This window comes from Blautia sp. RTP21359st1_E11_RTP21359_211015 (assembly GCF_040910705.1).
Lineage (GTDB): Bacteria > Bacillota > Clostridia > Lachnospirales > Lachnospiraceae > Blautia_A > Blautia_A fusiformis.
Genome location: NZ_JBDGAB010000047.1, coordinates 1 through 13,599, shown reverse-complemented (window position 1 = coordinate 13,599; position 13,599 = coordinate 1). Strand labels below are relative to the sequence as shown.

The window sequence follows — 13,599 nt, the reverse complement described above, 5'->3', positions numbered from 1 at the left end:
CAAAAATACCATCGAAAAAACACCGCATTGGATATTGCCAGTGAACGTAAAGTTGTAGTATACTGTTCCCAGTGAATTGGAAAATTAAAGAGGAGAGGAAATCAGACAAATGAAAATAGGTTTTGATAATGACAAATATCTGAAAATGCAGTCAGAACACATCCGTGAAAGAATCGGTCAGTTCGGCAATAAGCTTTATCTTGAATTCGGCGGCAAACTGTTTGACGACTACCATGCATCCCGTGTTCTTCCGGGTTTTGAACCGGACAGCAAGCTCCGCATGCTGATGCAGCTTTCTGATCAGGCGGAGATCGTTATTGTTATCAGTGCCAATGACATTGACAAGAATAAAATACGTGGCGATCTTGGGATCACCTATGACGAAGATGTGCTCCGTCTTATGGATGAGTTTTCAAGCCGTGGCCTGTATGTGGGAAGCGTATGCATCACACAGTACTCCGGCCAGGAAAGTGCCGATCTCTTCAAAAAACGTCTGGAGAAACTGGGAATCCGTGTCTACAAGCTTTACCTGATCCCCGGCTATCCAAGCAACACTTCCTTTATTGTAAGTGACGAGGGTTATGGAAAGAATGATTATATTGAAACTACCAGACCTCTGGTCGTGATCACAGCACCGGGACCAGGAAGTGGAAAGATGGCAACCTGCCTTTCCCAGCTTTACCACGAATACAAACGAGGAGTAAAAGCCGGCTATGCAAAATTTGAGACCTTCCCGATCTGGAATCTTCCTCTGAAACATCCGGTAAACCTTGCCTACGAAGCTGCCACTGCGGATCTGAACGATGTCAACATGATCGACCCGTTCCATCTGGAGGCTTACGGCAAAACTACTGTCAACTACAACCGTGACGTAGAAGTTTTCCCTGTTGTACAGGCCATGTTTGAGAAGATCATGGGCAGCTGCCCTTATAAATCTCCGACAGATATGGGTGTCAACATGGCAGGTAACTGCATCGTTGACGATGAAGTATGCCAGGAGGCTTCCCGCCAGGAGATCATCCGCCGTTATTATAAGGGCATGAACGCTCTGGTTTCCGGCTCCGGCACAGAGAATGAGGTACGTAAGATCGAGCTTCTTCTCCAGCAAGCTCATGCAGAGATCACTGACCGTAAGGTTGTTCCGGCTGCCCTCGAAAAAGAAAAAGCAACCAATGGCCCTGCCGCCGCTATGGAACTTCCTGACGGAAAGATCGTATGCGGAAAAACCTCCGATCTTCTCGGCGCATCCGCTGCGCTTCTTCTCAATGCCCTGAAAGAGCTGGCAGGAATCGATCACGAGCTTCATGTGATCTCTCCGGATGCCATCCATCCGATCCAGCAGCTGAAGACCAAATATCTTGGAAGCAAAAATCCACGTCTTCACATTGATGAGATCCTGATCGCCCTTTCCATGAGTGCCGCAACCAGCGATGCCGCACGCCTTGCCCTGGAACAGATCCCGAATCTCCGTGGATGCCAGGCTCATACTTCCGTAATGCTTTCCGATGTGGATGTGATCAGCTTCCGTAAGCTTGGTGTTGAGCTTACCTGCGAAGCCAAGGCTGAGAAAAAGAAAGAATATCAGAAAGTCTGATCTTATAAACACCAAAATCCCCTGTGCCGGATCTACGTACAAACGCCGAACCGTACAGGGGATTTTTTTGAGGGAATCTATAATCAATCAACTTGCCGATATTTTCCTATTTAATTCATCCTATCTTTCTGATAGACAATACCACCTGTTGTAAATTTCACAACACTTCCGTTTTCGACCATATGAAAATAAGGTTCACCTTTCTGTTCTCCTGAAAATATTTTCTCAATTCCGTCACAATATATATTTATAATTTCCGGAGATAACGCATACTTTTTATAACAGTCTTTTTCTTTTTCGCAGACATGAGCAGGAAAAACGCTGCTTACTTTTTTTCTGATTTTCTTCAATTTTAAAAGGCTTTCATAGTATACACGCAAAGAAGCAGATGGGGCAAGCGGACTTTTTCCAGGATTCAAATGTCCCCACACTTCCCAGGTGAGCATGATATCTCCTGTAAAAAGCCATCCTTTCTTCTCCTCAAACAATGCAATACACCCCAGGGTATGACTGGGAACTTCCAGAACTTTAAGTTTTTTATCTCCCAGATCAAAGATATCCCCATCCCTGACTGTACAGATTTTTCTTGCCGGCCCGGGATTCCACATTTCAAACGAAAATCCCTCTTTTTCAGGAATTTCAAAGAACATGAGCTCAGACATTTCTCTCAGCTCCTGGTCTACGATCTGATGGGAAAAAGGTTCGTCATACCTTCCCACACATACTTCTTCAAATTGATAATTTCCTGAATTATGATCCACATGAGCATGAGTATTTACAACAATCAGAGATTTTTCTCCACAAAGTTTCAAAACTTCTTCTTTTAAATCGGTAAGTCCCAGTCCCGTATCCAGAAGAAGAGCTCTTTCTGTTCCATTTATCACATACATAACCGTCTTATCTATTTCATTGATCGCCCACAGATCTTTTTCCAACGGAATGATCCTGAATAACTGCATCTTCATTCCTCCTTTATTTTACAGCTCCCATTGTCAGTCCGCTTGTAATATATTTTTGTGCACAGATGTAAAGGATAATTGTGGGAATAATACACAAGGTAAGTCCTGCAATAAACAGATTCCACTGTGTGCTGGTAGCACTTCTGAACATGAAAAGATTTACCGTCAGCGGTCTCAGTTCACTGTCTCCAATGAGAATACTGGGAAGCAGAAAGTCATTCCAGGACCACATAAAAAACAATACACCAATGGTAACCGTTGCTGGTTTAACAAGTGGAAATACGATCTGCGTCATAATTCGAAAAACTCCACATCCATCTATTGCGGCTGCTTCTTCCAGCTCCCGAGGTACATTTTTCAAAAATCCCGTAAACGTCAGAATTCCAAACGCACAGAAGAATCCAATATCAAGAATGATAATTCCTCCAAGGGAATTGGTAAGATTGGTATTTGTAGCAAGTACAGAAATAGGAATCATAACTGCATGAAACGGCACGATCTGTCCGAAAACAAAATACAGATACAGATTCTGTGAGATTTTCCCACGAAGATGTGAGATTCCGAAAGCACCGGCAAACGATACGAACAGCCCTCCCAGCATAGCTCCCAATGTAATCACAACAGAATTTTTTAATGCAACTAAAAAATTCATGCTTTCCATGGCATTTTTAAAATTATCAAGATATAAAGACTTTGGTAATGCCAGAAAATCAGCCGCAATTTCCGGACTTGTTTTAATTGAATTCATAACGATCCACAATACCGGTAAAATAAAAATAAAGCCTAATATAAACATTGCTGCGGTACCTGCAATTTTCTTTTTCCATGTCATTATGACTGCACCTCTCTTTTTCTAGTAATATTAAGCTGAATCAAGGAAATTGCTGCTATGATCAAAAACAGGATCACCGATTTCGCACAGCCATACCCCATATTAAAAGTTCCAAATGCGTCATCATAAATATTCATGGCGATCGTCTGTGTTGTTTTTGAAGGTCCGCCGCCGGTTAAAGCGTAGTTAATATCAAATGCTTTAAATGCATTTGCAATAGATACAAACAGATTGATCGTAATCGTTGGCATCAGAAGCGGAAGCTGGATTTTTATAATACGATTCAGTCCCACACATCCGTCAATGCATGCCGCTTCCATCACATCAAGAGGAATCGACTGTAAACCTGTGATGTAAAGGATCATCAAAAATCCCAGGCCCTGCCACACGGTAACCACTGATACCGCCGCAAATGCTGCCGTTGAACTCCCGAACCAGCTAAACCCTGTTACTGCTTCCGAATGTAAAAGTTCTCCAATTATTGGCGTTACTTTCTGAAAAATAAATGTCCACGCCAGGGCGATCATAACTCCACTGATAATATTCGGAATAAAAAAGAACGCCCGGATCACTGGCTTACCGAAAATATGTGTATTCAACGCCAGAGCTATAAAAAAAGCCAGTACATTGGTCAGAACAATCGTAACCACTGCAAGTTTAAACGTCAAAAACATAGATTGTATAAAATCTCTATCATGAACCAAATCGACAAAGTTTTTTATTCCGATCCAGTTATGCGTTCCTTTGATCAGATTCCAACTGAAAAACGAATTCGGGATCGTTCCAAAAATTAACGGTCCTGCCAGCGCAAAAGTATAAATACACAGTGCCGGCAGCACAAGAAGGAAATAATATTTTTTCTGTTTTCTGTATAAAATGTCCGACATGTTTCCTACCCCCGTATATAGCAGGCGGACTTTTAAAAGTCCGCCTGTTTTCCTGTGTGTTTATTCTTCTGCAAGCTTTTTAAATCCTTCATCAAGAGCATCCAGTGTCTGATCTTCATCGGTTATTCCTGCAAAATATCCCTGAACATCATCGCCCAGAACATCGCTTGCTCCGCTTGGAAGCTGATTCCACAAAGTACTTCTGACCTTTCCTGCATCCATATACGCTTTCAGATCTTTATAATAATCCTTACTTGCAATTTCATCATCTGCTTCAATGTCCATGCAAGCCATAAAGCCGCCGTAGCTATTGGTCACTGTTTTCAGCCAGTCCCCGCCATCTCCGATATAATCAAGCACTTCCAGGGCTTCATCCAAGTGTTCCCCGTTTGCGTTGGCCACGATCGCATCTGTTGCACATGCCACAACTTCTGCATCATCTGCGTTATCACTTACTGGAACTGCAAAAAATCCGATGGGAAGATCCTGTGTTACACTTCCTACAGAAATCGTTGCCGCATCTGAAAGAAAGATCATTGCTGCTTCCTGGTTTGCAAATGCATAAAATCCTGTGGCCGCATCCGAATCCATATAATTCTGTCCGGAATTTTCTTTCATAAGATCCATAAAATCAAAGACTCTGTCTACGCCATCCACCTTAAAGCTCCCTTCTCCCTTATTCATGGAATCCAGCCAGCTGTCGATCTTATCTTTTCCACCAAGTACTCCTCCGAATAAGGAGCAGAATTCCTGACTTACTGTCCAGTTATCTTTATAAATAGCGGTAAATGGTGTAATATTCGCAGCCTGAAGTTTTTCACAGACTGCTTTCATCTCATCAAAAGTTTCCGGCACTTTTTCAATTCCTGCTTTTTTAAAAAGATCTTTATTATAAAGTACACCCCACCATTCATACATCTGTGGAAATCCCCACACTTTGCCATCATAAGTAACTGCTTCTTTTGCATTGTCATAAAGTTTGTCCACAAACTCATGATCGCTTACGTCTGCCAGCAACCCGTTCTGTGCAAAATCATATACCTGAGAATAAGAACTTACTTCAAAAAGATCCGGCAGATCTTTTGCCGCTGTCTTTGCTCCAAGATACTGGTTATAATCTCCGGACTGCATCTCCACAGATAATTTTATATTATCATGAGTCTGATTAAACCCTTCCGCTGCTTTATTGTAAATATCCGCAGCTCCGGAAGTCCACACTGCCATCTTGATCTCAACTACATCGTCTACATTTTTCAGATTACTTTTTGCGTAAACCGGCATCACTGTTCCAACAAGCCCCATTGCCATGAGCGCTGCCATTGCGCACGCTGTCACCTTTCTTCTCTTCATTTGTAAACCCTCCGTTCTTTTTTGATGAACTCATTATATTATAATTTTTAATATCAAAACAGTGCACACTTCTTGACATTATGTGTCACTTTTCATAATATGTATTGGTTTTTTTTACTCATCATTATATAATAATACCGAAAGGAGGGGTAAGAATTGTTTTCTATTACTGCAAAATTTAAAGAACACTCTATAAAATTTCGAATTCTTGTCATCGTTCTTCCAGTTGTGATTCTCAGTTATATCATTTTATTATCTTCTTTTTATATGATTTATGTAAAAGAATCCCGTAACAATATTCTTCTGGAACATGAAGAGAATACTCTGTCTATCGCAAAAAATACAGCCAGTTATTTTTCCTCACTGAACTCCAACATTGATCTGCTGCTTTACGGAACAGAAATTCAGTCTCTGATCCATTCCTATGCAGATAAAAAGCTCAGTCCGGAAGAAGTTCAGTCCCAGTGTAACACCCTTTTCTCCACATATCTTTTAGGTGCTCAGTCTAAAATTCAACGGGTTTATATTGTTCTGACCGATAATGGGATCATTTCCAATCAGACTATTTATAATTCCACCCTGGAACAACAGGAGCAAAAACTGGAGCAGCTCAGTGAGTATCTAAAACAACCAAAGGGAACTCTCTGTTATTACTATTCTCCAAAGGAACCTTATAACATCACTGCTGCCAAAAATATTTTTGACATTCAGAAACCGGAAAAGAAGATCGGTATTTTACTGACTGAGATCAATATCCGGTTTATGGAGGATATGATCACGGAGCATCAGGATTCTGAATATAGTTATTATTCCCTTTTTCAAAATAGTGACCTGGTATATACAACTTCCCCCTATGCCCCATCCGTCACAGCCAGCATGAATATGAATTATCACTCCCACAGGGGGAATAGTAATTTTTATGCCATCCGCTATTCTGTAAACGATTTCTTACAAATCGGAGGGCTTCTCAACACAACCGGCGCATTTCATTCGATCAATCGTGTATGGCGTCAGCTACTGGTTATTTCCATATTTTTTCTCTTGATACTGGTTTTCGCTGTTATTCAGATTTCAAGAACCATATCCCGGGAATTTCAGGTTTTTATCACTAAGTTAAAACAAACTTCTGTTGCCGATGAAACCGCCCTGATCCACACAGTTTCCAGCAACGAATTTTCTGAGCTGACAAAGGAATACAACCATATGCTCCTGCGCCTTCAGGAATCCGGAAAGAAGATCACGGAACAACAGATTCTTCTAAAAAACGCAGAGCTGAAAACGCTTCAGGCACAGATCAACCCACATTTTCTTTACAATACCCTGGACTGTATCTCAAGCCTGGCATCTCTTGGAAAAACAGCGCAAATCACAGATATCGTTCCAAAACTGGCTGATATCATGCGAATGAGCATCAAAGGCCCTGATCTTCTTCCTATTTCAGAAGATCTTAATTACGTAAGAGAATATTTGGATATTCAGAAAATGCGTTTCCAGGATCGGCTTCTTTTTCTGATCGAATGTAACGATCCCATGGAAGATCTGTATATCCCAAAACTGATCATACAGCCGGTCGTTGAAAACGCTATCATACATGGTATCAGTGAATCTGTGGAAAATGGCTTTCTTTCTATTCAATTATTTACTTTTAAAGACGATGTACTGATCAAAGTCTATAACACCGGCCCCCTGTTTTCTCACCAGGTAATTGAAAAGATTCACTCTGTATCACAAACTTCTTTTTCCGACCAGAAAAGCATTGGGCTTATAAATATTCAGATGCGGCTACGGTCCCAATTCGGAAATTCCTATGGACTGCTTCTTGAAAATATGGAAGACCGTACTTCTGTATGTGTTACGATCCGTATTCCACAAATACATCAAAGGGAGGACCTGACAAAATGAAAATTCTGATCGTTGATGATGAAAAGATCATCCTGGAAAAACTTAAAATGTATATTTCACAGATTTTTACAGAAAAAGAGAATATTTTTACTTCTGACAATGCAGCAAAAGCACTGGAGATCATATCCTCTCAGCAACCAGATATCATTCTTACGGATATCCGTATGCCAGGAAAAGACGGCCTGTATATTTCTTCTTTCGTGCATAATAATTTTCCAGATAAGATCGTAATACTGATTACCGGTTTTTCTGATTTCAAGTATGCACAGACAGCGATTAAAAACCATGTTTTCGATTATATCCTAAAACCAGTAGACGAAAACGTCCTGAAAGAATCCGTATTGAAAGCTATACATACTATCACCGAACGGAAAAATCAGGCGATCATGCGCAAAAAATATGAATCCTATCTAAAAGAAAATATCAGAAATCTTCAAAAAGATTTTTTTGAACGGTTACTTTTCAGGAACACCACTTCCCTTTCTTCTTCTTTTCATGAAGAAGTCACCATGCTCCGCCTGGATCATATTAAAAGCTATTACCTTTTATACTGCAAATGTTCTACAACAGTTTCAAAAGATCTGGAAAAAGAATATTACTTTACGCATATCGCCGAACATTATCTTCAGGAACAGATTCCGGGAGCTCTTATTTTTTCTTATGGAAACGCTTTGTATTCCTTATGTCCGGACATTGATGAAAAACAACTTACAAAAATAACTAATTTCATACATGGGGAACTAAAAAAGAATCACGTTCTCATGTCCGCAGCCATCAGCAGTCACTCTGAGAATCTGTCTGAAATTCCCCTGCTTCGAAGCCAGACTGTAGAAATTTTTAATACCCTGAAAAATTCCAGTCATTTTGTCATGCTCTACCGTGATCTGGAAACCAACCCCGTTGCTGTCATGTATGAAAAATCCAACTATTTTCAGGTTCTTCTCAATTCCCTGTCTTCCGGTGACAAAACAATGATTCAAAGGCATTTTGATGAGATCTCCCAGTTTTTCACCCGGCAAACTCCTGATGAGTTCAACAGTTTCATGTATAGTTTTATGACTCTTTTTCTTTCTTTTTTTCAGTCAGCTTCCACGGAACTGTCAGATTCGGTACGTCAGATCACCAAAACACAGAAAGAGCTTTTTTCAACCTCCTCACTTCCGGAAAAAAAGACTGAAATATTTCAGGACTGGATGTTTCAGATTGCAGGCCTTCTGAATACTGATAAAATTAATAAAAACAACTACCTGACCAGTCAGCTGATTGAATATATCCGCGCAAATTATGAAGAACCTCTGAGCCTATACAGTATCGCCGATGAATTTAACCGAAGTACTCCTTATATCAGCAGACTGATCAAACAGACAACCGGCAAAAATTTTACGGATCTTCTTACCGATCTGCGTATCCAGAAAGCTAAAGAATTGCTGAAAACTTCTTCCTATCACGTAAATGAGATATCCCACATGGTAGGATATCCCAATTTTCGTTACTTCAGCCGTATTTTCAAGCAGCAAACTGGTATGACTCCCAATGATTATCGGAAGATTTCCTGCCGTTTTCACTGAATTTTTATACTGCTTCCCACACCATCCCCAACACATTTTTTGGTGACGATGATCTTATTTTCGATCCGTTCCTTCAGTTCTGACACATGTGAGATAATTCCTACCAGACGTTTTCCGTCGGCCAGACTTGTCAGGGCTTTCAGGGCCTGTTCCAGGGATTCCTCATCCAAGGATCCGAATCCTTCATCTACAAACATGGAATCCAGCCGGATTCCCCCTGCGCAGGCCTGGATCTCATCAGACAGGCCCAGTGCAAGGGACAGAGATGCCTGGAAGGATTCCCCACCGGACAATGTCTTTACGCTTCGTTCCGTTCCGTTATAGTGATCAATGACATTCAGATCAAGACCTGCTTTTTCTTTCTGATTTTTGCTTTGTTCCTGGCGTTTCAGCTCGTACTGACCGCTACTCATGGTCATAAGACGGAGATTGGCTCTTCGCAGGATCCGGTCAAAATATGCCATCTGGATATACGTTTCCAACTCGATCTTGGATTTTCCGTTCAGTTTTCCGTTTGCTGTATCCGAAAGATTTTTCATCCAGACATATTCTTTTTCCGCCGCAGTCATTTCCGTCTGACGTACCTGCACTTTCTGATATATTTCCTCATTTCCCTTCTGAACAGAAAAAAGTGCTTTTCGTTTTTCCGAAAGCTGTGTTTTCTCTTCCCTAAAACGGCTGTACTGCTCTCTGAGCGCATCCTCATCTACTTCTCCGATTTCTTTTTTCTGCTCCTCAAAGTTTTTTACAACCGCTGTTATTCTTTCCTTTTCCGCCCGGATCTCCTGTAATTTCTGTTGAGCTCTTCTGCTGCTTTCTTTCAGCTCTTCATACAGCTTCCTCTGTGTTTTTATTTCCTGTTCCAGAGATTCTTTTCCACCTTCTCCGATCTCTTCGTTCAGCTCATCCACTTTCTGTGCTTTGTTCTTCCTCTCTGTTTCCAGACGTACGATGTCCTGTGCAGCTTCATTGATAACTCTTCCCAGTTCTTTCAGAGTCTTTTCTCTTTCTATGATCAGCTTCTCAAGATCCTGTTTCTGTTTTGCTTCTTTTTCCTTTCCCTGAACTTTTTCTGACAGGCAGCTGAGCATATCCTGTATCTGTCTTTCAAATCCTGCAGCTGTGTTGTCCGTCACTTCTCCATTTCCTGCCACCAGACTTTTCTGAATCAGTTTTCGGATCTCTTCTGCTGTTATCTGCTGCTGCTTTTTGTTTTCCACGTCTCTTGTCTGAAGACCGGCCTGTTTTCTGTCACATTGATTTTTCTCTTCCTGTAACTGAACGATCTCTGTTTCCAGCTTTTCGATCCACGTTTCTGTTTCGTTCTTCTTTTTTTTACGTTCTATTGCTATGCGAATCTCTTCCTCGCTGTCTGCCAGCTGCTTTTCACATTGGTCCTGTTTTTCTTTCAGCAAAGGGATCAGCTTTTTCCATTCCGTCTCATGTAAAAGCTCTTGTGCCTCCCTCTGGATCTGATGCCATAATGTTTTCTGGCGTTCTTTTCGTTTTCCTGCTTCCACACTCTGCGTATTTGCGTCATTCTCCAGTCTGTCCAGTTTTTGTTTCTCTCTGTCCAGGATTTCCTGATCCACAACCTGTCCTTTGGGAAGTATTCCCGGACGCGGATGCTCGAAAGAACCACATACCGGGCATGGGCAGCCCTCTTTCAGTTCCTGCGCCAGGAGCCCTGCCTGCGCGTCCAGAAAACTCTGAAACAGTTTCTGGTAAACTTCTCTCTGCTTTTGTACTTTTTCAATGGAAATCTTATATTTTTCCTGCTGCTCTTTCGTGGCATTATAAGCCCCTTGAAACTCCTTAACCAGAGCAATCAGTCCTTCTAATTCTTTCTTTTTCCGAAGCCCTTCTGTCTTTTTCGTCTCTGCCTTCTGAAGTTCCAGCTCCGCGCTGTCCAACAGCGCCTTGTCTTTCTTTTGCTGCTCCAGCTCTTCCTTCTGCTGCGTTTCTTTCCGGATGATTTCTTCCTGCCATCCATCTATCTGTTTCTGTTCTTTTTTGATCTCTTCTTCCGTCAGCAGACAGCTGTCATAGCTTCGTTTTTCACTGTCCAGTTTATCGTACTCAAACTTGTATTTTTGTAGTTCTTCTCCTGCATCTGCCAGTATTGAAAGGCGTTTTTTTTCTTCCTCATCTTTTTTCTGCAAAAGCTGCTCTTCGGAAATATCCTTCTCTTTTTTTTCACTGACTGTTTCAAGCTTTCCTTCGATTGTTTCCAGCTCTTTTTTCAGCTTTTCCAGCTCCTGATATTTTTTCAGCTTTTCTTCTTTTTCACGGATCCTGATTCCAAGCTCTTCACATCTGTGATCTGCATCTTTATATTTTTCCGCCTCTTCTACTGCAAGCTGTAGAAGTGGTGTTAATTCTTCCAGATCTTTTTCCGCTTTTTTCTTTTTCAGCTCCAGATTTCGTTTCTGAGCCACAAGATTTTGTGCCTCTTCTGCTTTTCGTATATCCTGATTAAGCGAGTCTTCTTTTTCCCGGAGCTCTTTTTCCTGTGCTTCACCATATTCCAGAAACTGCTTCAGAAGTTCCAGACTCCGCTCCAGTTTTCCCTCGAATTTTATCTTTTTCAGTTCGTCAAATTCCTCTGCCTCCTGCCATGAAGCAGTCTCCGTTTTCACTCCATCCAAATACTGGGCAATACTGCGGCGCATTTCATCATATTCCTTATATCTGGCTATTGACGCATCCTTAAGTTTCATCTGAATCTGCTGATAAAGTCCTGTGTGAAAGAGCTGTCGGAAGATCTCTCCTCTCTGTGTAGTTCCTGCCAGAAGTAATTTCTGGAAATCCCCTTGGGCGATCATTGCGATCTGTGTGAACTGATCATAACTCAGTCCCAGAAGCTGTTCCACTGCCGCAGTAACATCTTTTGCCTTTGTCACCGGCTGACGTTCATCCGGATAGATCAGCTGTGCTTCAGCTTTTCTAAGAGTCTGTCCGGTGCCTCTTTTTTTCGGAGCCATATATTCCGGACTCCGGCGCACGTGATAATTTTTCCCCTGATAGGAAAAAACAAGCTCCACAAAGGTCTCTGTGGAAGGCTCTGCATATTTGCTCCGAAACATGGCCGGATCTCTTACCTCTCCACTGGCTCTTCCATATAACGCAAAGGTGATCGCATCAAAGATCGTGGTTTTTCCCGCTCCGGTGTCACCGGTGATCAGGTAGAGACCTCCCTCTCCAAGCTTTGAAAAATCAATCTCTGTTTTGTCCGCATAGGGCCCGAAGGCACTGATGGTCAGTTTTTCCGGTCTCATTATTTCACCTCCTGGATCTTACGGATCAGGTCTTCGGAATATTTCCGCTGTTCTTCATTCATGGGCTGGTTATTCTGCAGTTCAAAAAATTCCTCAAAATATTCCAGCTCAGATTTCCTTTTCACCGTTTCTGTGCCTGCGATCTCCTGGTTTTCTCTTGTGCGTCGGTTATCATATTCCAGCCTCATCAGATTCGGATAAATAGTACGGAGCTTCTGCATTCCATTTACGATATCTTCTTCATCTGTCAGCGTGATCTGCACATAATCCTCTGTGTTTGTGTCCTGATAACCGGACAGTGATGTGATTTCCATGTATGTGCCCTTCAGTTTTCGCATATCCCGTTGAGGCTTCAGCGGAATCTCCCTGATCTTGAGATTTCCTTTTTCCAGAAGCTCCACAACTGTCGCGGATTTCTGCTGTCCTGCCTCGGAAAAAGAATATTTCAAAGGAGTTCCGCAGTAGCGGATGTGCTCGCTTCCCACATTCTGAGGACTGTGGATATGACCAAGTGCCACATAGTCAAAATCCCGGAACACATCTGCCTCCACCTGGTCGATACCTCCAACGGAAATCTCTTCAGAATCGCAGCGCATTGCACCGACCACAAACTGATGGGCGATCAGTACATTGCGATGACGTTTATCAATCTCCATATGTGCAACTGCCGCCTGCACGGCCTCCTGGTAGGTACGGATCTCATCCACCTCTTCTTCTCCTTCCAGCCCGTGCCTCACAGTTGCCGGACGCACAAATGGAAGCAGATGGATCCACACTTCTCCATAGCTGTCCGTTAAACAGTACTTTTCTGTTTTTCCATCGTATACCGGGGTCATGCAGATCCCACTGCTACTCATGATCTGTGAACCGAAAGCGATCCTTTCCGCACTGTCATGATTTCCGCTGATGGCATACACCGGAATCTTCCTTTCTGCCAACTGCGTAAGAAACCGGTCAAAAAGCTGCACGGCTTCCGCAGACGGAATCGGTCTGTCATAAAGATCCCCCGCAAGAAGAACCCCGTCCGGTGCTTCTTTATCAATGATCCTCAGGATTTCATTCAAAATATATTTCTGATCTTCGATCATGGAAAACTCATTGACACGTTTTCCCAGGTGAAGATCTGATAAATGGATCAGTTTCATCGATCACCTGCCACTCAAAATGTGATTAAACATACTCACATCGAGATAATGCGGATTCTCACGAATACCGCTTACTGTTTCTTT

General features: G+C 42.2%; 9 protein-coding genes. 3 read left to right on the top strand and 6 right to left on the bottom strand.

Annotated elements, in window-relative coordinates; genetic code table 11:
• Positions 1-109: 109 nt before the first annotated feature.
• A complete protein-coding gene (locus tag AB5026_RS14340) occupies positions 110-1,594 on the top strand; it encodes a DUF1846 domain-containing protein (protein WP_178817860.1) in 1,485 nt (494 codons plus the stop codon).
• A 110-nt stretch (positions 1,595-1,704) separates the two neighbouring features.
• On the opposite strand, the gene AB5026_RS14335 is transcribed toward AB5026_RS14340, so the two are convergent.
• The 4 genes from AB5026_RS14335 to AB5026_RS14320 are packed head-to-tail and all read right to left on the bottom strand — an operon-like array spanning position 1,705 to position 5,622.
• Positions 1,705-2,553, bottom strand: a complete 849-nt coding sequence (locus AB5026_RS14335) for an MBL fold metallo-hydrolase (protein ID WP_021651519.1) — start codon at positions 2,551-2,553, stop codon at positions 1,705-1,707.
• Between the two features lie 13 nt (positions 2,554-2,566).
• Positions 2,567-3,385: a carbohydrate ABC transporter permease gene (locus AB5026_RS14330; protein WP_021651520.1), complete on the bottom strand. Its 819-nt coding sequence runs from the start codon at positions 3,383-3,385 to the stop codon at positions 2,567-2,569.
• Complete coding sequence (locus AB5026_RS14325; protein ID WP_021651521.1) at positions 3,385-4,272, bottom strand: carbohydrate ABC transporter permease; 888 nt, start codon at positions 4,270-4,272, stop codon at positions 3,385-3,387. Before AB5026_RS14325 ends, AB5026_RS14330 begins: the two co-directional genes overlap by 1 nt.
• Before the next feature lie 60 nt (positions 4,273-4,332).
• On the bottom strand, positions 4,333-5,622 hold the full coding sequence (locus tag AB5026_RS14320; RefSeq protein ID WP_015525935.1) for an ABC transporter substrate-binding protein: 1,290 nt from the start codon (positions 5,620-5,622) through the stop codon (positions 4,333-4,335).
• Positions 5,623-5,778: 156 nt separating this feature from the next.
• Between AB5026_RS14320 and AB5026_RS14315 the strand changes: the two genes are divergently transcribed.
• Both AB5026_RS14315 and AB5026_RS14310 read left to right on the top strand, forming a co-directional pair.
• Positions 5,779-7,524: a sensor histidine kinase gene (locus AB5026_RS14315; RefSeq protein ID WP_178817856.1), complete on the top strand. Its 1,746-nt coding sequence runs from the start codon at positions 5,779-5,781 to the stop codon at positions 7,522-7,524.
• Positions 7,521-9,092 (top strand): response regulator, encoded by a 1,572-nt coding sequence (locus AB5026_RS14310; RefSeq protein WP_178817854.1) that lies wholly within the window; start codon positions 7,521-7,523, stop codon positions 9,090-9,092. Before AB5026_RS14315 ends, AB5026_RS14310 begins: the two co-directional genes overlap by 4 nt.
• On the opposite strand, the gene AB5026_RS14305 is transcribed toward AB5026_RS14310, so the two are convergent.
• Both AB5026_RS14305 and AB5026_RS14300 read right to left on the bottom strand, forming a co-directional pair.
• Positions 9,086-12,370, bottom strand: a complete 3,285-nt coding sequence (locus AB5026_RS14305; protein ID WP_178817852.1) for an SbcC/MukB-like Walker B domain-containing protein — start codon at positions 12,368-12,370, stop codon at positions 9,086-9,088. The two genes, AB5026_RS14310 and AB5026_RS14305, sit on opposite strands and share 7 nt — an antisense overlap.
• Positions 12,370-13,515: an exonuclease SbcCD subunit D gene (locus tag AB5026_RS14300; protein WP_129976049.1), complete on the bottom strand. Its 1,146-nt coding sequence runs from the start codon at positions 13,513-13,515 to the stop codon at positions 12,370-12,372. The genes AB5026_RS14305 and AB5026_RS14300 overlap by 1 nt, the downstream gene beginning before the upstream one ends.
• Between the last annotated feature and the right edge of the window lie 84 nt (positions 13,516-13,599).